General features: G+C 62.5%; 29 protein-coding genes and 2 pseudogenes. 17 read left to right on the top strand and 14 right to left on the bottom strand.

The genetic code is table 11. The features are described 5' to 3' along the window. Positions 1-67: 67 nt before the first annotated feature. From CK226_RS22005 to CK226_RS21980, 6 genes and pseudogenes are all read left to right on the top strand, one after another. Entirely contained in the window at positions 68-787 is a 720-nt protein-coding gene (locus tag CK226_RS22005; protein ID WP_095774421.1) for an ABC transporter permease, read from the top strand. Beyond that, positions 784-1605, top strand: a complete 822-nt coding sequence (locus CK226_RS22000; RefSeq protein ID WP_095793066.1) for an ABC transporter permease — start codon at positions 784-786, stop codon at positions 1603-1605. The genes CK226_RS22005 and CK226_RS22000 overlap by 4 nt, the downstream gene beginning before the upstream one ends. A 213-nt stretch (positions 1606-1818) precedes the next feature. Continuing rightward, complete coding sequence (locus CK226_RS21995) at positions 1819-2688, top strand: NAD(P)-dependent oxidoreductase (protein WP_095774419.1); 870 nt, start codon at positions 1819-1821, stop codon at positions 2686-2688. Positions 2689-2694: 6 nt separating this feature from the next. Beyond that, positions 2695-3398, top strand: a pseudogene (locus tag CK226_RS21990) (DNA alkylation repair protein). Further along, positions 3358-3936: a GNAT family N-acetyltransferase gene (locus CK226_RS21985; RefSeq protein ID WP_095788763.1), complete on the top strand. Its 579-nt coding sequence runs from the start codon at positions 3358-3360 to the stop codon at positions 3934-3936. Before CK226_RS21990 ends, CK226_RS21985 begins: the two are co-directional and overlap by 41 nt. Before the next feature lie 44 nt (positions 3937-3980). Continuing rightward, the gene (locus tag CK226_RS21980) at positions 3981-4547 is read left to right on the top strand and encodes a DUF3299 domain-containing protein (RefSeq protein ID WP_095793065.1); all 567 of its coding nucleotides are present in this window, start codon (positions 3981-3983) and stop codon (positions 4545-4547) included. A gap of 12 nt (positions 4548-4559) precedes the next feature. On the opposite strand, the gene CK226_RS21975 is transcribed toward CK226_RS21980, so the two are convergent. From CK226_RS21975 to CK226_RS21960, 4 genes are all read right to left on the bottom strand, one after another. Further along, positions 4560-5051 (bottom strand): Lrp/AsnC family transcriptional regulator, encoded by a 492-nt coding sequence (locus tag CK226_RS21975; protein WP_006205209.1) that lies wholly within the window; start codon positions 5049-5051, stop codon positions 4560-4562. Between the two features lie 107 nt (positions 5052-5158). Continuing rightward, complete coding sequence (locus CK226_RS21970; protein ID WP_095793064.1) at positions 5159-5833, bottom strand: uracil-DNA glycosylase family protein; 675 nt, start codon at positions 5831-5833, stop codon at positions 5159-5161. Continuing rightward, positions 5773-6384, bottom strand: a complete 612-nt coding sequence (locus CK226_RS21965; protein ID WP_095774414.1) for a glutathione S-transferase — start codon at positions 6382-6384, stop codon at positions 5773-5775. The genes CK226_RS21970 and CK226_RS21965 overlap by 61 nt, the downstream gene beginning before the upstream one ends. 34 nt (positions 6385-6418) lie before the next feature. Continuing rightward, entirely contained in the window at positions 6419-7042 is a 624-nt protein-coding gene (locus CK226_RS21960; protein WP_095774413.1) for a thermonuclease family protein, read from the bottom strand. A 76-nt stretch (positions 7043-7118) separates the two neighbouring features. Here CK226_RS21960 and CK226_RS21955 point away from each other — a divergent pair, with 76 nt between their 5' ends. Both CK226_RS21955 and CK226_RS21950 read left to right on the top strand, forming a co-directional pair. Next, on the top strand, positions 7119-8639 hold the full coding sequence (locus CK226_RS21955) for an ATP-binding protein (protein ID WP_095793063.1): 1521 nt from the start codon (positions 7119-7121) through the stop codon (positions 8637-8639). Between the two features lie 32 nt (positions 8640-8671). Then, positions 8672-9199, top strand: a complete 528-nt coding sequence (locus CK226_RS21950; RefSeq protein WP_095793062.1) for a GNAT family N-acetyltransferase — start codon at positions 8672-8674, stop codon at positions 9197-9199. Positions 9200-9218: 19 nt separating this feature from the next. On the opposite strand, the gene CK226_RS21945 is transcribed toward CK226_RS21950, so the two are convergent. Then, the gene (locus CK226_RS21945; RefSeq protein ID WP_095793061.1) at positions 9219-10217 is read right to left on the bottom strand and encodes a nicotinate-nucleotide--dimethylbenzimidazole phosphoribosyltransferase; all 999 of its coding nucleotides are present in this window, start codon (positions 10215-10217) and stop codon (positions 9219-9221) included. A 197-nt stretch (positions 10218-10414) separates the two neighbouring features. On the opposite strand from CK226_RS21945, the gene CK226_RS21940 reads away from it, so the two are divergent. Both CK226_RS21940 and CK226_RS21935 read left to right on the top strand, forming a co-directional pair. Beyond that, entirely contained in the window at positions 10415-10645 is a 231-nt protein-coding gene (locus CK226_RS21940) for a DUF1289 domain-containing protein (protein WP_064988667.1), read from the top strand. Between the two features lie 111 nt (positions 10646-10756). Next, complete coding sequence (locus CK226_RS21935) at positions 10757-11464, top strand: TIGR02281 family clan AA aspartic protease (protein WP_095793060.1); 708 nt, start codon at positions 10757-10759, stop codon at positions 11462-11464. 2 nt (positions 11465-11466) lie between these two features. On the opposite strand, the gene dusA is transcribed toward CK226_RS21935, so the two are convergent. Continuing rightward, a complete protein-coding gene (gene dusA / locus CK226_RS21930) occupies positions 11467-12465 on the bottom strand; it encodes a tRNA dihydrouridine(20/20a) synthase DusA (RefSeq protein WP_095793059.1) in 999 nt (332 codons plus the stop codon). Here dusA and CK226_RS21925 point away from each other — a divergent pair. Beyond that, positions 12445-13635 (top strand): site-specific integrase, encoded by a 1191-nt coding sequence (locus tag CK226_RS21925; RefSeq protein WP_245437815.1) that lies wholly within the window; start codon positions 12445-12447, stop codon positions 13633-13635. The two genes, dusA and CK226_RS21925, sit on opposite strands and share 21 nt — an antisense overlap. A gap of 12 nt (positions 13636-13647) precedes the next feature. Next, complete coding sequence (locus CK226_RS21920; protein ID WP_095793058.1) at positions 13648-14100, top strand: LysR substrate-binding domain-containing protein; 453 nt, start codon at positions 13648-13650, stop codon at positions 14098-14100. A gap of 3 nt (positions 14101-14103) precedes the next feature. Here the strand turns inward: CK226_RS21920 and CK226_RS21915 are convergent. Together CK226_RS21915 and CK226_RS21905 are read right to left on the bottom strand one after the other, a co-directional pair. After that, a pseudogene (locus CK226_RS21915) lies at positions 14104-14449 on the bottom strand (FAD-binding protein); the annotation flags it as partial. A gap of 329 nt (positions 14450-14778) precedes the next feature. Next, positions 14779-15681, bottom strand: coding sequence for a LysR family transcriptional regulator (locus CK226_RS21905; protein ID WP_142875980.1), 903 nt, complete (start codon positions 15679-15681; stop codon positions 14779-14781). 239 nt (positions 15682-15920) lie between these two features. Between CK226_RS21905 and CK226_RS21900 the strand changes: the two genes are divergently transcribed. After that, complete coding sequence (locus CK226_RS21900; protein WP_245437814.1) at positions 15921-16766, top strand: MBL fold metallo-hydrolase; 846 nt, start codon at positions 15921-15923, stop codon at positions 16764-16766. A 471-nt stretch (positions 16767-17237) separates the two neighbouring features. On the opposite strand, the gene CK226_RS34995 is transcribed toward CK226_RS21900, so the two are convergent. From CK226_RS34995 to CK226_RS21875, 6 genes are all read right to left on the bottom strand, one after another. Beyond that, positions 17238-17378, bottom strand: coding sequence for a hypothetical protein (locus CK226_RS34995; RefSeq protein ID WP_179301106.1), 141 nt, complete (start codon positions 17376-17378; stop codon positions 17238-17240). Between the two features lie 67 nt (positions 17379-17445). Beyond that, positions 17446-17850 carry a periplasmic heavy metal sensor gene (locus CK226_RS21895; RefSeq protein WP_095788773.1) on the bottom strand — a complete coding sequence of 135 codons (405 nt, stop codon included), beginning with the start codon at positions 17848-17850 and terminating at the stop codon, positions 17446-17448. After that, positions 17847-18287: a hypothetical protein gene (locus CK226_RS21890; protein ID WP_095788774.1), complete on the bottom strand. Its 441-nt coding sequence runs from the start codon at positions 18285-18287 to the stop codon at positions 17847-17849. Before CK226_RS21890 ends, CK226_RS21895 begins: the two co-directional genes overlap by 4 nt. Continuing rightward, entirely contained in the window at positions 18284-18880 is a 597-nt protein-coding gene (locus CK226_RS21885; RefSeq protein WP_095774402.1) for a sigma-70 family RNA polymerase sigma factor, read from the bottom strand. Before CK226_RS21885 ends, CK226_RS21890 begins: the two co-directional genes overlap by 4 nt. Before the next feature lie 91 nt (positions 18881-18971). Beyond that, positions 18972-19355 carry a hypothetical protein gene (locus CK226_RS21880; protein WP_095793055.1) on the bottom strand — a complete coding sequence of 128 codons (384 nt, stop codon included), beginning with the start codon at positions 19353-19355 and terminating at the stop codon, positions 18972-18974. A gap of 28 nt (positions 19356-19383) precedes the next feature. Beyond that, the gene (locus CK226_RS21875; RefSeq protein ID WP_095793054.1) at positions 19384-19818 is read right to left on the bottom strand and encodes an EF-hand domain-containing protein; all 435 of its coding nucleotides are present in this window, start codon (positions 19816-19818) and stop codon (positions 19384-19386) included. 233 nt (positions 19819-20051) lie between these two features. Between CK226_RS21875 and CK226_RS21870 the strand changes: the two genes are divergently transcribed. From CK226_RS21870 to CK226_RS21855, 4 genes are all read left to right on the top strand, one after another. Then, positions 20052-20474 carry an EF-hand domain-containing protein gene (locus CK226_RS21870; protein WP_095774399.1) on the top strand — a complete coding sequence of 141 codons (423 nt, stop codon included), beginning with the start codon at positions 20052-20054 and terminating at the stop codon, positions 20472-20474. A 32-nt stretch (positions 20475-20506) separates the two neighbouring features. Further along, positions 20507-20929 (top strand): BA14K family protein, encoded by a 423-nt coding sequence (locus tag CK226_RS21865; protein ID WP_095774398.1) that lies wholly within the window; start codon positions 20507-20509, stop codon positions 20927-20929. Between the two features lie 42 nt (positions 20930-20971). Continuing rightward, on the top strand, positions 20972-21421 hold the full coding sequence (locus CK226_RS21860) for a VOC family protein (RefSeq protein ID WP_095793053.1): 450 nt from the start codon (positions 20972-20974) through the stop codon (positions 21419-21421). Positions 21422-21783: 362 nt separating this feature from the next. Beyond that, positions 21784-22239, top strand: coding sequence for a MucR family transcriptional regulator (locus CK226_RS21855; RefSeq protein ID WP_095793052.1), 456 nt, complete (start codon positions 21784-21786; stop codon positions 22237-22239). Positions 22240-22397: the final 158 nt, after the last annotated feature.

Raw genomic sequence — 22397 nt, 5'->3', positions numbered from 1 at the left:
GACGGCGGGGAAATTCCCCGCCGTCTTTCTATTCATCCTGGGAACGTCGTGGGGATAACACCTGTCAATGCCAGCCCAAAGCATATGGACACTTCTCAGTTGGGGACCTGATGGCTGGAGTGACGACATTGCCTATGGCGTCATTGTAACGGTTCTGCTTGCGCTGGCGACGCTCCCCATTGGGTTGACGATCGGTTTTTTCATTGCGCTGGGCAAGCAATCCGAGGAGCCGTCGCTGCGCCTCGCCGCCAATATCTACACCACGGTCTTTCGCGGCCTGCCGGAACTGGTGACGCTTTTCCTGTTCTTCTTCGGCATGCCGATCCTGCTGCAACATCTCATCCGGTATTTTCGCCCCGAAGCGACCATCGACGTCAACAGTTTCGTGGCCGGCATGATCGTGCTCTCGCTGATCTTCTCGTCCTATGCCAGCGAGGTTTTCCTCTCGGCCTTCCGCGCCATCCCGAAGGGGCAGTATGAGGGTGGCTATTCCATTGGTTTGTCCAGATGGCAGACAATGCGCTTGGTGATCCTGCCGCAGCTGCTGCGCATTGCCTTCCCCGGTCTCGAGAATTGCTGGCTTAGCCTTCTCAAGGACACGTCGCTGGTTTCGGTCGTCGGTCTTGCCGAGACGCTGCGCAACGCCGGTGTGGCGGCTCGCGTCACCAAGCATTCGTTCCTGTTTTACAGCATTGCGGCTCTAGTCTTTCTGGGTCTGGCCGTCGTGTCATCCTTCGCCACCAGCGCCATTTTGCGCTCGCTTGGCAAACGGGAGGCACAACGATGAGCGCCACAGCCGCCATGGTCGAGCGGCCGCCACCGCGGACCCGCGGCTGGCCGCGACCGCGCATCGTCGGCTACGCGCTGGTCTGCCTGTGGATCGCCTTTGGCCTCGGCATCGTCGGCTATCTGTTTTTTGCCTGGAACCCGGCCTTCTTCGCCAAATATGCGCCGGCCTATCTGAGCGGGCTGGGCGTTACCTTGTCGCTGGTCGCCATTTCGATGGTGCTTGGCGCCGTCCTGTCGATGCCGGTTGCTTACGGGCGTATGTCCAGGAACCGGATCCTGTCCGGTCTTGCCTACTGTTACGTCTATTTTTTCCGGGGCACGCCGCTGCTGGTTCAGACGTTCCTGGTCTATTACGGGCTGGGGTCGTTCAGGCCGGAACTCCAGATGATCGGGCTTTGGGATTTCTTCAAGGACGCCTTCAACTGCGGCGTCTTCGCCTTTGCGCTCAACACCGCTGCCTACCAGGCCGAAATCCTGCGCGGCGCCGTCGAAAGCGTGCCCAGGGGCCAATGGGAAGGCGCCGCCTCCCTCGGCCTGCACAAATTGCAGACGCTGCGCAAGATCATCCTGCCGCAAGCTCTGATCGTCGCCTTGCGGCCCTACGGCAATGAGCTGATCCTGATGGTCAAGGCGTCCGCCATCGTCGCCATCATCACCGTGTACGACCTGATGGGTAATGCAAAACTCGCCTTTGCCAATTCCTTCGACATCCAGGCCTATATCTGGGTCGCCCTGGTGTACCTGGTGATGGTCGAGTTGTTGCGCCATGCGATCGAATGGATCGAGCGCCGGATCACCATCCACCTGAAGCGTTGACGGATTTCCATATTGCCTGCACCAGTCGATCAGTCCGCAGGCGTCTTGACGAATTGAGCGCAGGGCCTAGAACGGTTCACCGTTTCGCAGAAACGCCGAACCGCTCTATCTCTTTGTTTTGATGCAATTCCGGAGGGAAAACCGCTTCACACTTTTCCTGGAATTGCTCTAGAGCTTCCGCAGCAATTTCGTTTCCGTCTGAAGGGCAAGTTCATGGCATCTGTGGCATTTCTCGGTCTTGGCGTGATGGGCTATCCCATGGCCGGCCACTTGAAGAACAAGGGTGGTCACGACATCACCGTCTACAACCGCACCAAGGCCAAGGCCGAGCAATGGGTCGGCCAGCATGGCGGCGGCCTTGCAGTGACGCCGGCAGAGGCAGCCAAGGACAAGGACTTCGTCTTTTCCTGCGTCGGCAATGACGACGATCTGCGCTCGGTGACGACAGGTCCCGAAGGCGCCTTCAAATCGATGAAGAAAGGCTCGGTCTTCATCGACAACACCACGGCTTCGGCGGAAGTCGCGCGCGAACTGGCGGCAGCAGCGGAGGCAGGTGGATTTTCATTTCTCGACGCGCCGGTCTCCGGTGGCCAGGCCGGCGCCGAGAACGGCGTGCTGACCGTCATGGTCGGCGGCGATCAGGCTGCCTTCGACAGAGCGAGGCCCGTTATCGACGCTTTTGCCCGCATGGTCGGGCTGATGGGCTCGGCTGGCGCCGGCCAGCTCACCAAGATGATCAACCAGATCTGCATCGCCGGGCTCGTGCAGGGACTGTCGGAAGGTATCCATTTCGGCAAGAAGGCCGGGCTCGATATCGAGAAGGTGATCGAGGTGATTTCCAAGGGAGCCGCCGGTTCCTGGCAGATGGAAAACCGCCACAAGACAATGAGTGCCGGCAAGTATGATTTCGGCTTTGCCGTCGACTGGATGCGCAAGGATCTTGGCATCTGCCTGGCGGAGGCCGACCGCAACGGCGCCAAGCTGCCGGTGACCGCGCTTGTCGACCAGTTCTACAAGGATGTGCAGGCCATGGGTGGCAAGCGCTGGGACACCTCCTCGCTGCTGGCGCGCCTGGAGAAGTAGGCGATCATGTCCCTGCCCGCTCCAGGCTGGACCGCGCTGGACATCGTCGCGCATCTGCGCTCGATCGGCACCGAGGAAAACCGCGCTGGCATGGCGCGGTTCGGCATCAACATCGCGACCGCGCTCGGTGTCGGCAACACGGATTTGCGGCCCTTGGCGCGCAAGCTGAAGCGCAACCACGAACGATCCCTGGCGCTGTGGACCAGCGGCATTCGCGAAGCGCGGATGCTGGCGGCTTTCACCGGCGAACCGAAGAAGATCACCATTGAGGAATGCCGTAGCTGGGCCGACGATTTCGATTCCTGGGAAGTCGTCGATACCGTCTCCGACCTGTTCGTCGATACGCCGTTCTGGCGCACGCTGATCGAGGAGTTTGCGGTCGACGAGCGCGAATTCGTCCGCCGCACGGCCTTTGCCATGTTGGCATGGGCGGCCGTGCATTTGAAAGAGGAGCCGGACGCGACTTTCCTGTCCTATCTGCCCTTGATCGAAGTCCATGCCGGCGATCAGCGCAACTTCGTCAGGAAAGCCGTCAACTGGGCGCTGCGGCAGATCGGCAGCGATCGATGAGCCTGCACGCCCCTGCCCTGACCCTGGCACAGAAACTCGCCGACTCCCCAGACAAGACCGCGCGCTGGATCGGCAAGGATGCCGTGAAGGAACTGTCGGATGCCAAAACGCTCGAACGCCTCGCCGGCAGAAACGTTTGACCTCGCCAACATCCGCTTCACCGAGGTGACGCCGGCAACACGCGGCAGCTTTGAGACCCTGTTCGAGCAGCCGGGTGCGCCAAAATATTGCTGGTGCATGGCCTGGCGGAACTCTGACCGCGAGCACATCAAGAACGATGAAAAGAAGCGTCAGATGATGGCGCTCATCGATGCCGGCACCCCGGTCGGCATCCTCGCCGAGATCGACGGCAACACCATTGCCTGGTGTTCGGTCGCTCCGCGCGAGACCTATCGCAGGCTTTCAAGGCGGCAGGACGACAGCGAGACGGGCGTATGGTCGATCGCCTGCTTCTATGTGCCGAGGGCCTTGCGCGGCGGCGGCCTAGCTTCGGCCTTGCTTGATGCAGCCATCGATCATGCTTTCGCCAAGGGCGCGCGCATCATCGAGGCCTATCCCGTGGCGGAGGCGTCGCCGAGCTACCGTTTCATGGGCTTTCGCGACATGTTCGCGTCGCGCGGCTTCCGTGAAGTCGGCATGGCTGGTTCTCGCCGACATGTGATGCGGCTCGCGCATTGACGTCATTGGCCGCGGCGTCTTTACTTGGCCGCAAAGGAAGCGGCATGAGCATTCATCTCAAATCAATCCTGGCTCTGGCGACCGCGCTGTCCCTCTGGGCTGCCGGCGCTTCGGCCGAAACCATGCACATCTTTTGGAAGGATTTGCGCCCGGCGAGCCAGGCCGTCGCGGAAGACGCCGGCCTGCCGATGATTGCGGCTAAACTACCCGATCATGGTGAGACGCTGTCGCTCGGCTTGCAGGACAAGACGGTACAATTAGCCGGCTACGCGTTGCCGGTCGATCGCGATGGCGACCTCGTCTATCAGTTCCTGCTGGTGCCATGGACCGGCGCGTGCAGCCACATGCCGACGCCACCAGCCAATCAGATCGTGCTGGTGACGCCAGCCCATCCCTACAAGATGTCGCAAGCCTACCAGTCGGTCGCCGTCACCGGCGCCCTGAAGCCGGACATGGAGAAAAGCCAGCTGTTCATTCTGGATGGCGTCAGCGTCATCCAGTCGGGCTATAGCGTGCACAGAGCAGAGGTGGTTGGGGTCGACACCGTGCCTGATGCCGTCACCCTGCCGGTGAACTCGCCCTGGACGTTCCTGAACAAAAAGAAGAACTAATCGGGCTTGCGCTCAGGCGGCGTTGGCGCCCGATTCCTTGTCCAGCACCATGTAATCGAGCGGGATTTCAGTGGTGTACTTGATCTGCTCCATGGCGAAGGACGACGACACGTCACGGATCTCGATCTTGGCGATCAGCCGCTTGTAGAAGGCGTCGTAGGCGGCGATGTCAGGCACCACGACGCGCAAGAGATAGTCGACGTCGCCGCTCATGCGGTAGAACTCGACCACCTCGGGAAACTCCTGGATGACCTCGGAAAAGCGGCGCAGCCATTCGTGGCTGTGCGAATTCGTGCGGATGGAGACGAAGACGGTGACCCGCACATTGACCTTCTCATGGTCGAGAATGGCGACGCGACGCTTGATGACGCCTTCCTCCTCGAGCTTCTGGATGCGGCGCCAGCAGGGCGTGGTCGACAGGCCTACTTTCTTGGCGACATCGGCCACCGCGAGTGTCGCGTCCTCCTGCAGGAGGCGGAGAATTTTTCGGTCAAGGCGGTCCATTAGAGGCTCCTGAGGAATAGTTTGGCTATATTCCCCTTTATTTCGGGCTTTCACAAGAAAGAAATTCTGCCAATCGCTATGAAAGCGAGTGATTTCTTGCTGAATGCCTAACCGAGGCGATAGCGGATTTCCGAGCGCAGGAAAGGCAGCAAATCCATTTCAAACCACGGATTCTGCTTCAGCCAGCCGCTGTTGCGCCAGGATGGGTGCGGCAGCGGCAGCACCTTTGCGCCGACGGAATTCTCCCAGATGGCCCGCCAGTCCTTAACCGTCTCCGTCAGCGAGGGCCGGCGCGCGGCGCCCATATGCCAGGACTGCGCGTAGATGCCGATCGTCAGCACCAGGTCTATCCGCGGCATCAGCGCCATCAAGGGCGTGCGCCAGGCCGGCGCGCATTCGCGCCTTGGCGGCAGGTCACCACCCTTGGCATCCTGGCCGGGAAAGCAGAAGCCCATCGGCACGATGGCGAATTTCTCGATGTCGTAGAATTCGTCGCTGGTCACGCCGAGCCAGTTGCGCAGGCGGTCGCCCGAAGCATCGGTGAACGGCATGCCCGACAGGTGAACCTTGGTTCCCGGCGCCTGGCTGGCAATCAGGATGCAGGCACTGGACGAAGGCCGCAGCACCGGCCGCGGCTCATGCGGCAGCGGCCTGCCGGCGGGGTTTTCGACGCAGATGCGGCACGCCCGGACTTCTGCGGCAAAATTGTCCAGTTCCAGGGTCAAGCGGCGGCACTCGGCCGGCTGGAGATCGCCTGATGCCAACGCAGGACATTGGTGCACTCCTCCGGTACGTTGATGCGCGCCGGCTTCATGAAGTCGATGGCGATCAGGCCGGTGATATCGGCGATCGAATAGCTGTCGCCGGCGGCGAATTCCCGCTTCGCCAACTCGCCGTCGAGGATTTTCAGGAACTCCAACGCCTTCGGCTTGTTGGCCTCGCCCCATTCGGGGATTTGTGGGATTTCCCATTCCTTCATGGCCGGATGAATGTGGCGAAACGCCTGCGCGACGCAGCTGAGCAGGTTGAACTCCATCCGTCTCTGCCACATCTCGACCTGTGCCTTGCCGAGCGCGCCGCGTCCGAACAGGGCCGGCTCCGGATGCAACTCCTCGAAATACCGGCAAATAGCGACGGATTCGGTGATGACGGTGCCATCGTCAAGCTCCAGCACCGGCAGGCGCTGCAAAGGGTTGCGAGAGCTCACCGTTTGGCCCTTGTGCTCCAGCGCGCCCATGTCGACGGACACCAGCGGAACCGCGATCCCCTTTTCGGCGAGAAAGACGCGTACCCGCCGCGGATTGGGCGCCCGGCCACCGTCGAAGAGCTTCATTTCGATCCTCCCTTTCCTTCCAAGCCGATACGCTTCACCAGAAGCGAAAAATCTCCCGCACGGCGTCGCCGATCGACGCCAGCGTGCCGTGTTTTCGCTCCACCACTTCGCCGTGATGGCTGTCGCGCCAGTCCTGCGGTTGATCGAACGTACCAGCCCAGATACCGACCTTGGCGGCCCGGGCGGTCGCTTCCTCGCTTTCGAAGTCGCCAAAGGCAACCGCCCAACCCGCCTCGACCTGAGCGCGGTTGAGGTCGGTGCCGCCGGCCTTGCAGTCGCCGAGCAACCGGCCATAGCGATCCCGCTGCCAGCCGCTGCAGGTAACGGGCCTGCCGGCGATCAGGCGCACTAGCGACTGGCGCGCAAGCGTGCCGCAGGCATAGTCGGCGCCGTTCCTGCGGCACGTCTGTGTGTATTCCGGGGCGTCGATGCCGCGCATGCGGATGCGCTCGGTGCCGAGCGTGATCGAGTCGCCATCATTGATGATGGCAGCGCCTTGAGTCTGGCGCGTCTCCACCTGATCGAGGCGCGCCGCCAACAGGATCAGCAGCCCCAGAATGATGATGGCCAGCCCATAGTCCAGCACCTTGCGCCACAGGCTTCTCGGGCGCGGCGCCGCGTACCGCCGGCGCGATCTTGGCGACCAGGAACGGCTCATATGGCAAACGGTTGGTTAATCATTCGAACGTAGCTTAACACCTTGGAACCGCTGCACGCATAAATCGAAGTTTTTGATGCCCTTGCAACGCTCGAACACAGCGGACAAGTTCATTGTGGACCGCAGGAAACGGCATCGCAACAGCGATGTCGCGCGTGCGGTGCGCAAGACGCGCGACCGTCTTTCGCAGCAAGCCGGCAATCCCGATTTCGACCGCGAATTGTTGAAACTCCACGCCGGCGCCATGACAAGCGGCGCCGTGGCGATCCCGCTGTTCGTCCTGGCGATCGCCGCTGGCGGCTGGCTCGCCGGCGTCGGTAATGAGATCGGGCTCTGGGCGTTGTTCACGCTCATCTGCTATACGATCGTCGCCTTCATGGCGCGGCGCATCGAGCGCACGGAAGCGTCGGAGCTTAACCCCTTGCAAACGCGACGGGAATTCCTGGTCGGTCATTTCCTTTGCGGCCTCGGCTGGGGCTGGTTCGTCGTGCTCGGCTGCGGCGCCTGCGCTGTCGACCAGTTTCAGGTGGTCAAGGCGGTGGTGCTGCTTTTTGCCATGGCCGGGACGGCGCTCGTGGCTTCATCGCTGAGCGGCGCGCTGCTGGCGACTTTTGCCGTGCCGGTGGCGCTCTACGCCTATGTCGGCACCAGGCTGTGGATGCCGGTCGAGGCGGTCATGGCCGGGCTGCTTGTCCTGTCGCTGCCTTTCTTCGTCTATGTCGCCCGTCAGCTCAACCGCGCTTCGCTGATGCTGTTGTCGTTCCGCTCCGAAAAGGATGCGTTGATCGCCGAACTGGAGACAGCGAAATCCATGTCGGATGAGGCGCGGCGGCGGGCCGAGGATGCCAATCTGGCAAAGTCGCGGTTCCTCGCTTCGATGAGCCATGAATTGCGCACGCCGCTCAACGCCATTCTCGGCTTTTCCGAGGTGATGGCGAACGAGGTGCTGGGGCCGATGAGCAATCCCACCTATCGCGATTATGCCCATGACGTGCATGATTCCGGCCAGCACCTGCTCGACCTGATCAACGAGATCCTCGACCTGTCGCGCATCGAGGCCGGTCGCTACCAGCTCAACGAAGAGCCGGTGATGCTGCTCAACATCGTCGAGGATTGCTGCCACATGATGGAGTTGAAGGCGCGCAACAAGGATATCCGCGTCATCCAGGATTTCGAACAGACATTGCCGCGGCTGTTCGCCGACGAGCGTGCCGTGCGCCAGATCACGCTCAACCTTCTCTCCAACGCCATCAAATTTACCGCCACCGGCGGCGAGATCCGCGTCCGCGTCGGCTGGACGGCGGGCGGCGGGCAATACATCTCCGTCAAGGACAATGGCCCGGGGATTCCCGAGGACGAGATCCCGGTCGTGCTCTCGGCTTTCGGCCAGGGCTCGATCGCCATCAAGAGCGCCGAACAAGGCACCGGGCTCGGTCTGCCGATCGTGCAAGGCCTGCTTGCCATGCATGGCGGCGAATTCGAGCTGCATTCCAAGCTGCGTGAAGGCACGGAGGCGATTGCCATCTTCCCCCTGAGCCGGGTGATGGAAGAGCTGCCGGCGTTGCCAACCGCGGCGGTGGCGGCGCGAAGGCGTTAGGCGACCGGCCTCAAAGGGGAACGCGGACCGCAATGACCGCAGACTGGGATGCCGGCAGCGTCGAAATCAAATCGCAGCGGCTTCGCCTCGAGCTGTTTACGGCCGTTGATGCTGACGAGGTCTTTGCCGCCATCACGCCCGCAATCACCCGTCTCATGCAGTGGGAACCACTTCGATCATCAACGGCCTTTGCCGAGGTATGGCGATCCTGGTTGGCGCCGATCCTCGACGGATCGGATCTGCATTTTGTTGTGCGCTCGCTGGCGGACGATCGCTGTCTGGGTCTTGTCGGCCTGCATGCGGCGAAGACGGCCTGTCCAGAAATCGGAATTTGGATAAGGGAGGACGTCCATGGAAACGGCATCGGCCGAGAGGCCGTCGCCGCCGTGGTGGCATGGGCGTCCGAGGAACTCGATCCGGATGGCTTCGAATATCCTGTCGCCGAAGAGAATGTGGCGAGCCGAAGAATCGCGGAAAGCCTCGGCGGCTCGATCGTCGAGACCCGCTCCAATCCGAAATACACCTCGGTCGTCTATCGTCTCCCCAATCCCAGGCGGTGATGCGCCGGGTGGGAAGCCTCTAGATCCGAACCGCCGCCGCCATGCCTGAACTGGTCAGCGCCGCCGCCTTGACCAGGCCCGCGCCAAGTGCCGCCCCCGCCCCCTCGCCATGGCTTATGCCGAGGTCTAGCAGTGGGCGCAGGCCAAGCAGTTCGGCGGCCCTTGCATGCGCGGGCTCCGGCGACAGGCTGGCGAGAAGGCAATGCTTGAGCGCAGCGGGGTTTGCGACATAAAGCACCGCCGCGGCAGCCGTTGCGGCAAAACCGTCGAGCAGCACGGGTATCTTCTGCATCCGCGCGGCGAGAATGGCGCCGGCTATCGCGGCGAACTCGCGGCCGCCGACCCGGCGCAGCACTTCCAGCGGGTCGTCGAGATGGCCGTGGTGAAAAGCCAGCGCCGCATCGACCAAATCGGCCTTGCGGACCTGCATCGCCGCGTCGGCGCCGGATCCCGGACCGACCCAGTCGGCACCCCTTCCCCCGAACAGGGCGGCGAGCAGGGCGGCGGCGACGGTGGAATTGCCGACGCCGAGATCGCCGAGGCAAAGCAGGTCGGTGCCGCCCGCGATCGCTTCCATGCCGAAGGCCATGGTCGCCGCGCAGCCGCGCTCGTCGAGCGCGGCATCCTCTGCGATGTCGCCGGTCGGGATATGCAGGGCAAGATCGAACACCTTCAATCCGAGATCATAGGCAATGCAGATCTGGTTGATCGCCGCACCGCCTGCCGCGCAAAGCTCGACCGCGTTGGCGGTTGCCGCCACCGGACGCGGCGAAATACCATGACGGGTCACGCCGTGATTGCCGGCAAAGATTGCCATCAGCGGCCGTGTCACCGCGGGCGGAGCCCGGCCGCTCGAGGCGGCAAGCCACGCCGCGATGTCCTCGATGCGGCCGAGTGAATGCGCTGGCTTGTCGGCCTTGGCAAACAGCGCGCGCACGCGCGCTTCGGCTTTCAGGTCGGCTGCCGGCAGATTGTCGAGCAGGTTGCGAAAATCGTCGAAAGGCAGAGCGCTGGTCATGTCGTGAGCAATCATTCCTGGATTTGGTGAGCGGCATAGCCGCGTTGCGTGATCGGCACAACCTCTCCCAAACATCAGCCTTGATTGCCGCAAAGATGGCCCGGGAAGGCGCGATCGCGAGGGCTTGCATTGGCTTTGCCGTTGCACCATGTGGAGGTGGAAGAGCGGAGTCCGCACGGATCCCTCGAGAGAAAGTCATGACGGCCATCGAATCCCCCTGCATCCTGGTCTGCTCGATCGACATGAAAACCGGCTTCTGCTTCGGTTGCGGCCGCACGCGCGAGGAAATCGGCGCCTGGATGGGGATGACGCCCGAATCACGCCGCAATGTGATGGCCGAACTGCCGGCCCGACTGGAAACGGTCGAGCGCCGGCCGCGCCGCGAAACGCGCCGCACCCGCATGGCGCGCGAACGCGACGTACTCTAAAGCCTTCACCGTTTCACGGAAGCGGCGAACCGCTCCAACTCTTTGTTTTAACGCAATTCCTATGGAATACCGTTTTCACACTTTTCCTGGAATTGCTCTAGCGAGGCACGGATGAGCAGCCGACTGTTCTGGATTCTGATGGCGGTGATCGGCGTTGGAGCGGCCCTGCTCGTGCTCAATGATTCCGCCGGCAGCACGCTTGGCGTCGAGAATTACGATTTTGGCAGGCTGATATGGCTTGGCGCCTTCGGCGCCCTGATCGCCACCGGCCTGCTGCGATCGGGCCGCCCGTTGGGCGACCTGGCACGGAATTTCGGCGCCTGGGCGGCAATCGTGCTGGCGCTGATCGCCGGCTACCAGTACCGCTACGAACTGCAAGACGTCGCCAGCCGGGTGACCGCGGGCCTCGTTCCCGGCAGCCCGCTGGCGCTTGGTGTCGAAGACGGCCACGCCACGGTGACCCTCGACAAGGCCGACAATGGCCATTTCGAAGCGCGCATCCTGGTCAACGGCAACCCGATCCGGGCCGTTGTCGACACAGGCGCGACCAGCACTGTGCTGACGTCGGAAGATGCGCAGGCCGCCGGCTTCAATCCGGCGGCGCTCAACTACACGATACCGGTTTCGACAGCCAACGGCATGGCGCGCGCCGCCGCGGTGAAGACCGACGCGGTGGCGATCGGCGGCATCGTGCGCAAGGACATGCCGGTGATGGTCGCGGCACCCGGCATGCTGAGCCAAAGTCTGCTCGGCATGAATTTCATTGGCTCGCTGTCGGGCTTCGACGTGCGTGGCGACCGCATGATCCTCAGGGACTGAGCTCAGGCCGCCTCGGCGGCCCTTCCACCGAATTCGACGGCCGCGAAAGCCGTCTTCAGCACGTCGGGCCCGGCACCGGGCCGGTTTGCGTCGGTCGACAGGATCTGGCGGTAGCGGCGTGCACCGGGCAGCCCATGGAACAGCCCGACCATATGGCGGGTAACATGGCCGAGCCGCCCGCCCCGTTCGATGTGGCGCGCCGAATAGTCCGCCATGGCATCGATCAGCCCAGCGAAATCGAACGCCTCGGGCCTTGCGCCGTAGAAGGCTGCGTCGACGCCGGCCAGTATGCCTGGCGTGTGGTAGGCGGCGCGGCCGAGCATGGCGCCGTCGACATGATCGAGATGCGCGCGCGCCTCTTCAAGCGACTGAAGTCCGCCGTTGATCCCAATGAATTCGTTCGGCTTTTTGGCCTTCAGGCGATAGACCCTGTCATAGTCGAGCGGCGGGATGTCGCGGTTTTCCTTGGGGCTCAGCCCTTCCAGCCACGCCTTGCGCGCATGCACCCACAGGGTGTCGGCGCCGGCCGCGAAAACCCCGTTCGCCAACGCATCCAGCGCCAGCTCCGGATCCTGTTCGTCGACGCCGATTCGGCACTTGACGGTGACGGGGATTGTCACGGTCGCCTTCATTGCCGCGACGCAGTCGGCGACGAGGTCGGGCACCTTCATCAGGCAGGCGCCGAACGTGCCCGACTGAACGCGGTCGGACGGGCAGCCGACATTGAGGTTGATCTCGTCATAGCCGAAGGCTTCGCCAATGCGCGCCGCCTCGGCAAGTTTCGCCGGATCCGAGCCGCCGAGCTGTAGCGCGACCGGATGCTCCACGTCATCGAAGCCGAGCAGCCTCTCGCGCGCGCCCTGTATGACCGCGTCGGCCACCACCATTTCGGTGTAGAGCAGCGCATGGCTCGTCAGCTGGCGATGGAAGAACCGGCAATGCCGGTCCGTCCAGTCCATCATCGGGGCCACGGCGACTCTATGATCTTGATTTTTCAGCATTTTTTCTTTAACATCAAATTCTTAGGTCCTGGCGGCCCAACCCGAATTTACGCCAGAATACGACCCTTTTCGCCACGTTTCGATCTCTCAGTGCACACGGAGCGCACACGAAAAAATGGCCACCTACACAAAGCTCTCGTCCGGTTCCTCCAGGTCCGTCGCAAAGGACGCTACGCTAGCGAGACCTTCCTTCGCCGAGACGACGCACGGCGCTGGGCGACCGACACCGAGCGCCAGGTCGATCGCGGTGAGACGCCGACCGAGTCCCGCATAGCGCGCCTGAAAACTTTCGGCGACCTCATCGACCTTCATATCGGCGACATGAGCGATGTAGGCAAGTCCCCTCGCCGCTCCAAGGCCGCAGCCCTCAATATGCTGCGAAGACATCTGGGGAAGTGCAACATAGCGGCTCTCGATCGCGAACGGATCATTCGTTTCGGCCGAGAGCGGGCCGTCCAGGGCGCCGGGCCGATGACTCTTGGTATCGATATCGGCTTTGTAAAACTTGTCCTCTCTCATGCTGCGGCGGTTCACGGTCTGCCAGTCAAGGTCGAACCGGTTGATCTGGCGCGTATCGCCCTGACAAGGCTTGGCCTTGTGGGTAAAGGGAACGAGCGAGACAGACGTCCCACCCAAGATGAGATCGATGGGCTCATCGCCCACTTCAATTCAAACCCTCTGCAGATAGCGCCTGTCGGTCGCATCATACGCTTTGCCATCGCTACGGCCATGCGGCAGGAGGAGATTTGCAAGGCGCGTTGGTCTGACGTCGATTCTCGCACGCGGATGCTACTCATCCGCGACCGAAAAGATCCTCGGAACAAGAACGGGAACAATCAGCGCATACCGCTGTTCGCCGCAACCGGCTACGATGCGTGGGCTATTATCGAGGAGGAACGCGCAAGGCGCAGCAACGACGATGATCGAATTTTCCCGTTCAATCATAGGTCAGTCGGCACCGCCTTCCGTCGGGGGTGTGCTGACCTTGGCATCCACGACCTTCATTTTCACGACTTGCGGCACGAAGGAACGAGCCGTCTGTTTGAAGCTGGGTTCACAATTGAACAAGTCGCGCTGGTCACAGGGCACAAAGATTGGAAGATGCTACGGCGATACACTCGTCTAAAGCCGGAGATGCTTCATACCATCCACGCGACAAAGGCTGCATGATGGTGGTGAGGGGTGGCAGCATCAGTCGGGACCGCGTTGAGCGCTCCATGGACCGAGCAGCTGTTTGAGGACGACTTTGTCATCGTCGCGCATCAGGGCCATCCGATCCTGGCTGCGGAAACCCTCGCGCCGCGCGACATGACGGGCTTCGAGTGGGCCTTGGTTTCCTCTTCTGGGGATCCGGTCGGACAGGTCGACGATGCACTTCGGCCCTTGGGGCTAATGCGCCGAGTCCTTCTCACGGTTCCGAACTTCCTCCACGCTCCGCAGATCGTCGCCGAAACAGGGCTCGTCATCGCTCTCGGCCGGCGCTTCAGCAAGATGGCGGCGGCACATTGGCCGCTAGGATTGCGCGAGCTGCCGCTGCCTGTTGCTGGCTTCACAGCCAATATGATGTGGCTCGCGCAAAGAGATGGCGACCCGGTGCTCGGCTGGATACGGTCCCTGCTGCGGTCGTCCGTCTAGTCGTCAGAGGGTTTGTTGGAGCTCGGGCAAGATCTCGAAAAGATCGGCAACGATTCCGTAATCGGCGACTTGGAAGATTGGCGCGTTGGCGTCGGTGTTAATCGCCACGATCACCCTAGAATCCTTCATGCCGGCCAAATGCTGTACGGCGCCGGAAATCACTCAGGCGATGTAAAGGTCCGGGGCGACTATCTTTCCGGTCTGGCCGACTTGCAAGTCTTTCGGCGCGTAGCCCGCGTCTACCGCGGCTCGAGACGCCGACGGCGGCGCTGAGCCTGCCGGCGGTCACTTCGGCAAACTTTTCCGGCGAGCCAAGCGCCCGGCCGCTGGAGACGATGATCTTCACCGCTGCCGAAATGCCGCCGCTGGCAGCATAGGCAGCGACCCAGATCCGGAATTCCGAAATCCGGAGTCAGCCGTCCGGTTACCTCAGACGGCATAAAGCGCCCGGCCGAACCAAGTCCGGCTCAGCACCAGCTCTGCAAGAACCAAGACGAGCGCCAAGAGAAAGACGACCGGCGCCAGGCATCGTCGGCCAAAGCGACTGCGAGAGAATCATTTTCTGGTCAGAAGCGGCAAGAACGAAATCTGTCGCTGGCACGGCTGGATGCGTCTCCATCAAAATCGCGGAATCGATCTTATCCGCGACGACCTTGTCGCTAAGATCGGCTTGTGCCCTCATTCTGCGAGCGCTCCACGTGTCCGCAGAAATCTTGCCAGACCCTCGACGAAGGCGCGCACCTTTCTAGGAACATAGCGATTCGAAAGATAGACGGCCTGAATGACCTGTGGCTCGTGCCGCCAATCGGGAAGCACGCGTTCAAGTGTGCCCGACGCAATCATCGGATCCAGAAGGACGTCATGGACGAGTCCAATACCCATGCCTGCGACGATCGCCTCGCATATAAGATGTGAATTGTCAGATCTGAGTACTGGCTTTACGAGAACTTCCGTGACCTCTGCGGATCGCGTCAGACGGATCTGTTCGGCGCCTTCTAGATACGAGCGTACGACGTAATCGTGATGCTTCAGATCCGCAGGATGGCTCGGCCGTCCATGCCCATCAAGATACTGAGGCGTCGCCGCGAGACTGCGCTTCAGTAGCCCTATCTTTCGCACGATCAGCTGACTTTCCGTAACCGGTCCCATTCGAACCGCGAGATCGAGGCCGTCGGCGGCCAGATCAACGAAGCGATCGGAGAGTGAGACGTCCAAATCGATGCCCGGGTGCTCTTCCCTGAACTGAAAAAGGTATGCGCCCAGAATTTGGGTCCCAAAGCTAACAGGCGCGCTAACGGCCAATCGACCCGTGATTCCTGCGTCTAGATCACTGACGATCTGGTCGGCTTCCTCCATGCGCTCCAGTACGCCTCTGACATGCTGCAGATAAAGAGCACCCGCCTCCGTCAAAGCAACTTTTCGCGTTGTTCGATCGAATAACCGAGTCTGCAGCTGGGTTTCTAAAGCCCGGATTTGCTGGCTTACGGCAGACTGCGCGCGCTGAAGATCACGAGCCGCAGCCGAAAAGCTGCCGCTTTCTGCGACGCGCACGAAACACGACAACATCGAAAGACGATCCAAGGTGGCGGTCCCATTTATAAGTAGCCGAGATAAATGTTATCAAGTTTGGCGGAATTAATCAGCGGCGATAATCGCGATATAGCACTTCAGCCAATCGTCCGAAACTTCCAGGAGCTGACATGTCTATCTCACGTCGAAACCTTTTCGCCGTCTCTGCCGGCCTCGCTTCGCTCGCCGTTCTCCCCGGGTCCCCTGCCGCTCTTGCCGCGGTTCCCCCTGCCGCAACCCCGGTGCCCGGCGTGATCCGCCGGAAGGTCGGAAAGATCGAGGTGACCGCTCTTCTTGACGGTTATATGGAAATGCCCGCCACCCTATTCAAAGCACCGGAGGAAGAAGCTGCCCGCCTCGCCCGCGAACAATTCCAGCCGCCCTCGCCGCGCTTGAGCCCGGTCAACGCCTATCTAATCAACCTGGGCGACCGCCTTGTGCTGATCGACACAGGGGCAGCTGATCTCTTCGGTCCAACGCTCGGAAAGGTGTCGCAAGCACTTGCCGCGGTCGGGGTCAAACCCGAGCAGATTGATGCGGTCCTGCTCACCCATATGCATCCGGATCACGTTGGCGGCGCCATCGATCCGCATGGGAAGGCCGTGTATTCAAACGCGGAGCTGATTGTTTCGGGAGCTGACTTTCGCTACTGGCACGACGAGGGCGCTCTTGGCCAGGCTCCAGCAGCATTCAAGCCATTTTTCTCTGGAGCTCGCGCCGTCGCCAAAGCTTACCAAAAGCGTCTGACACAGTTTTCCGATGAAACCGAGGTATTCGGCGAGCTAAGGACCGTGCCGCTCCCCGGCCATACACCCGGCCACACCGGCGTTATGGTCCGTTCCGGAGACGATGCCCTCTTCATTTGGGCCGATATTGTACACCATGCCGCATTTCAGTTCGCCCATCCCGAATGGGGTCCTGCCTTTGACGTTGATGGAAACCAAGCTGCAGCGTCCCGCAAGCGCGCGTTTGACCAGGCAGCTTACGATCGCATCCTTCTAGCCGGGATGCACATGCCGTTTCCCGGTTTTGGCCACATCGCTTCCGAAAATGGCAGCTACCGTTTCGTGGCCGCCGAATGGCCGTACGCGCTGTAGCTGCAACCCAAGTTGGACGGATCGCTGGCGAAATCTACGCGAGTTCTGGCGGACTCTACGCGAGTTCCATCCGCCAGACCGCTAACATTGCGCCTCGCCTGGCACGTTGAGGTTAGCTGTCATTGTCGAAGCCACGGACTGAGGCACGAGAACCTACCCGTCAGACGAGTCAGCGGTCAGGATTGTTTCGAAGAAGCAGCCCGGGAAGCTATTTCGCTGCGACGGCGGCAATGTCGTCGACGGCCAGACTGCCGACGCGATGCGTCATGGCGCTAGGTGAGGCGTCTAGTCTAGTCCCTGCTGGGGGCGTCCGGCTTGCAGAAACAGTAAAAAGGGGGCTGGCCTGGCGTCGGTTGCTGCTGCGACTTTCGGCCCATTTCAGATACTTGACCCGATTCATCGAGCGGCCTCCGTCGCGCGTCCGTTCCCTTTTTGGATGAACCAACCATGTGCGCGGTGTACGACGCGCGACTAACCCGCCTTTAAAGGTGCATAAACGAGCAGCCCGCCGCCGCCGAACGCAATCCAGGCAAGATCGCGGCGTCGCACCGCGCGCAGGCCGGCGACCAGCTCTCGCCAGAGCAATATCAGGACAAGCCTGTCGTGCAGCATCGGTCCGTCAGCATGTTTCCGATGTTGAAATAGGTCACGGCAACTGTGCCGCGAGTGCGGCGACCGCTCATCCGCCGCCGGCCGGCTTCGCATTGACGTTCTTCATGGCGGCAAGCAGATAATCCTGGACCGTTGCCTGAAGATTGGTCGTGGCGGCGCGCACCGCGACCATCGCCTGCCTGACCGCCGCTTCGTCGAAGGGTCGGGCCTGCTCGGCCGCCGCAAGGTCGGCGCGCGCCGCGCGCAGCTGCCGCAGCGCTTCGAACGTGCGGGCGCGGTTGTCGCGCATGACCGCACGGAACTCCTTGCGCACCTCAGGTGAATAGGCGCCCGCGACCTCCGCCAGCAGCCCGCGCGCAACGGCCGCCTGGCGCAGGCCATGCGTGGCATAGCCAATGAAGAAGAAGTTGAGGGCAAGCGACAGCGCGAGCACAACCAGCACGGCCGCCCAGGTCCATGAGCGCCTGGTCATAGCGGATCCCCCTCGCCCGGATCGGCCGTGATCGCCGACCCTCCGTCATCTGCAAGCCTGGCGCCCGCAGCGAGCGCCAGAAGTTCGGAATCCTGGGACTGGTCCTGAAAGCGCGCCACCTGGTAGCCGGCGATTGTCGCAGTGACAAGCAAGGCGGCGGCGCAAGCGGCGAGGCCCGTCGGCGCAAAGAGGAAGCGCGGCACCAGCGAAGGACGCGCCGCGCCGCGATCGATGCGCGCCATCACCTTGCGCGCCAAAGCGCGGTCGTCGCTCTCGACCAGCGCGGCCTGCCGCACGAGCCTGTCGAGCGCCGCGTCGGCGCCGGCATCGCCTTCCAGCGCCATGAATGCCAGGGCCGGGCCTTTCAAGGACGCCGGCCAGGCGTCGATGTCGTCGCCGAAGCGGCGCCGGTTGTTCTCGAATTCCTCGCGTGTCATGAGGACTTCCTTTCGCGGCCCCCGGCCGCATCTGCCAAATGATCCCTGAGCGCGCGGCGTCCGCGCACGAGCAACTGCTCGACCGAGCCCGCGCTGGCGCCCATCACCTCGGCTATCGCCGCGATGTCAAGCTCGCCCACCGCCCGCAGAAGCAGCGCCATCCGCTGGCGCTCCGGCAGGCGCGACAGGCCATCGCGCACGATCGCCAGCTCCTGCCTTGCCGCCGTCGCAGTCTCGGCATTCGCTTCCAGCGCGGCCGGCTCCTCGCCGATGTCGTCCAGGCCGAAGAAATTGCGCAGCGCGCGGCGCCGGCGCTGGTCGATGCAGCGGTTGGCCGTGATCCGGTAGAGCCATGTCGAGGCGCGCGCCCTGCCGGGATCGAAGCGCGCGGCCTGTTTCCAGACGGTCACGAACACCTCCTGCACCACGTCCTCGGCATCGGCCGCATGGCCGAGATAACGCGTGGCGAATGTCCGCAGCCCACGGCCGTGACGGGCCATGAGCGCGGACAAAGCCGCCTGGCTGCCCGCGGCGATGCGGGCCAGAAGCTCCTCGTCGCCATTGGAGGCTTCATCCCGCACGGCGGCGGGCACCGGTCGAGGAGCCCCCGGCGGCGAGGGAGAAATCTGCGACGATCCGGCTCGGGAGAAGAACGAATTCCGACGTCAAGTCCACCACCAGATATCAGCGGCGCCAACGGCGGAAGCCGTGAACCGTGTTGCCGTTCGGGCCCGTGAAGCTGCCGACAGAACGGCCGCCAAACGGTCCGGCCGCGCTGTAGCGCTGACCTGAAACGGTCTTGCCGTTCGGCCCGGTGGCAGAATAGCTCCTGGAGCAGCGGTCAACAACGCCGGCCTTGCAGGCTGCATTGGACGTGTAGGTGCCGCCGTTCGGTCCGGTGCGCGTGGTCGAGCCGGTGTAGATATTGCCGTCCCGGTCGACGCTGCGGCTCAGTTCGCCGCCATGCGCGGTCTTGCGCGTCCACTCCTCGGCGGAGGCCGGGGAAGCGGCCGACCAGACGACCATCGCGCCAAGGCAAAGCAGCGGAAGTTTGAGTCTTGAAAGCATGTCATTTCCTTTCTGGCAGGCAGGTTGGTCAGTTGGCGTGAGCAGCCACGATCTTGCGGATCGCCGCGATCTCGTCGGCGGAGAGCCTGCCGTCGCCATTGCGGTCGGCGAGATCGAAGAGCGGCGTGCTGGCCTGGAACTCGCTCTCGGTGACCTTGCCGTCGCCATTCCTGTCCATGCGCCGCCAGCGATTGCCGAGGCGGGCCTCGGCTGCCAGGGCGCGGTCATCGATGGCCTGGCGGGCGGTCTCGATCTCGTTCTCGTCGATGACGCCGTCGCCATTGCGGTCGAGCCTTTTGAAGAGACGTTCACGGGCGCCAAGGATCTCGTCCTTCGATATCGCCCCGTCGCCATTGGTGTCGAGGCGCTGGAGGATGCGCTGGCCGGGCATGTCCTGCGCCGCGGCGGCGCAGATCGGCGTGAGGCCTAGAAGCAGGCCCGCAAGGATCGCTGAGCGTTTCATGGGTGGTTCCTTTCGATTGTGACGTCGCGGGGGAGCGACTGTCGGCCAATACGCAGCCCGGTTCGTGCTCCTACGCCGACGTCCGGATATTTTTGGCGGCCGCCATACCGCGGTGCCCCGTGCATCGACCTTCCGAAAAATTCGAAGACGGCGCGTAGGAGCCGGCGAACTCTTGCGTAGGAGACGCTGCAAGGACGGTCCGCGGCGGGCCGTCGATTTCAGCGGAGACCCAGATGACCAAGATCGTGACCGCCTTTGCGGGGCTGCTTCTGTGCGGCTGCAGCGCATTCGCAGCCGACCAAGGCGCCAGGGAGGCGTTCCGGCGCATCGACACCAATGGCGACCGAAAGCTCGAATTCAGCGAGATCCAGGCAGCGCGGGCGCTGATGTTCGACCGGCTGGACGCCAACCACAATGGCGTGCTCGACCCCGACGAGGTGCAGGCGGCCATGGCACAGGTCAAGGCGAAGCGCGACGTGCAGGCCGCACGGTTCACGGGGCTGCAGGCCGAGGCGGGGCGCATGGACCGCAACGGCGACGGCAAAATCTCGCGCGACGAATTCACGGCCGCCATTCCCGACCGGCTGCTGCAGGCAGACACCGACGGCGACGGCGCGCTTTCGATTTCCGAACTGCGGGCGCTGAAGCGCCCGTGATCCATGCCAAACCAAATCAGAGGAGACTATCGATGAAGAGAATGATCACTGCTTTCTGCGGCCTGATGCTCGGCGCCGTGATCTTGGCCTCGCCGGCCGAGGCCATGCCGCTTGCGGCGCCGGCAGTTCCGGCGTCCGTGACCAGCCAGGCAACGCCGGTCTGGTACCGGCGCGGTTTCTACGTTGTCGGCGGCGCCTATTACTACAATGGTTACCGGGGTTATTGGCGTGTACGGCCCGGCTACCGCTACTACAATGGCTATTGGTTCCCGGCCGCCGCCTTCGCGGCCGGCGTGGCGGCCGCCACGGTAGCGCCACCGCCGCCCCCCGCGGCGCGCCTGGCGGCCGCCCATGTGCGCTGGTGCTTTGACCACTACCGCTCCTACCGCGCCTGGGATAACAGCTACCAGCCCTATGACGGCCCTCTACAGCAATGCCGGTCGCCCTATAATTGAAACGCGGCGCTGCCGTCATCGACCCCGGAAGGAGGCTCGCCCATGCAGAACCGCTCCATGCCTGCCAATACGGTCATACCGGTGCTTGCCTACCCAGATGTGGAAGCGGCGAGTCGTTGGCTCTGCGAAGCCTTCGGATTCGAATTGCGGCTGACGATCGGCAATCATCGCGTCCACCTCGGCTTCGGCGACGGGGCCGTCGTGGTCACGACCCTGAAGAGCGGCGGATCCGCGCCGTCGCCCGGCGACGAGGAATTCTCGGTGATGGTGCGTGTCGAGGATGTCGATGCGCACCACCGCCGCGCGATGCGCCGTGGCGCCATGGCGCTGACCGCGCCGACGAGCTACCCCTATGGCGAACGGCAATATTCCTGCCGCGATCTCGCCGGCCACGCCTGGACTTTCTCGCAGACGATCGCCGATGTCGCGCCCGAGGAATGGGGCGGCAGAACCGAGCGTCACGTCTCAACGGATTCAGACGACACGCTTTAAGCGTTGTTTTGACGTATGCCGCTGCCTGCATGGGCGCAAAGCTGTCGTTGGGAATACTTAGGCGCTCGTGCTGACGCTCGCTATCAGCAAGGCACACGTGCCAGAGGTCGACACCTCTTATCCGAAATCGAATCTACTGACCCACCTTGTCCATAAGCAACTGCAACTCGGGCTGCGGCGCGATCCAGAAAGTTCGAAAAGCTTCCAGGAAGGCCCAGGCGAATTGGATGCGCTCTGTGGCTTGGTCTCCGTGACATCCATCTAACAGTATCCGCTGGTGGAATTTCTCTCGGCATCGCTCAAAATTGCGATATACGACAGATGCGTGGGGCGAGCTTTATCCCTATCGTAGGAGCTGATACTTGAGCGATCAAAACGAAGCCCAGACGGCCGATCTCGTCAGGCTGACTGCAGACATTGTCTCTGCCTATGTAAGCCAAAATCCACTACCCGTTGCTGCGTTGTCAGATCTCATCGCGTCGATCCATTCGTCACTGACAGGCCTTGGCCAGCCGAATGTGGCCGAGCTGCCGAAACAGGAGCCAGCCATCAATCGGAAACGGTCGGTAGCGCCGGACTACATCATCTGCCTCGAAGACGGGAAGAAATTCAAATCGCTAAAACGGCATCTCTCGGTACACTACGGACTCTCTCCGGATGAATATCGCGAGAAATGGGGATTGAAGCCGGATTACCCGATGGTTGCGCCGAATTACGCGGCTCAAAGATCAACACTTGCGAAGGCGGCGGGGCTAGGACGCAAACCGCGGCCGGTCTCTGCTAAAAAAGTCCCTGCCAAGCGCAAGTCCAGGGCCTAGTAGAGACAGGCTTCTGGAGCGTCCCACCTCGGGCGCTCTGGTTTTTCGACCAAAACGACCCACCGGCGACGTGCCGGGGGCGCACCACCTTATACCAGGCCCTCTTCGACGTTTAAATTCTCGACTGAGCATCGCCGATAGTAGAAGAGTGCTTCCTC

It is taken from the genome of Mesorhizobium sp. WSM4311 (assembly GCF_002295115.1).
GTDB lineage: Bacteria > Pseudomonadota > Alphaproteobacteria > Rhizobiales > Rhizobiaceae > Mesorhizobium.
Note: the sequence above shows the minus strand (reverse complement) of the source record. Positions and strands in the feature narration are given on the sequence as shown.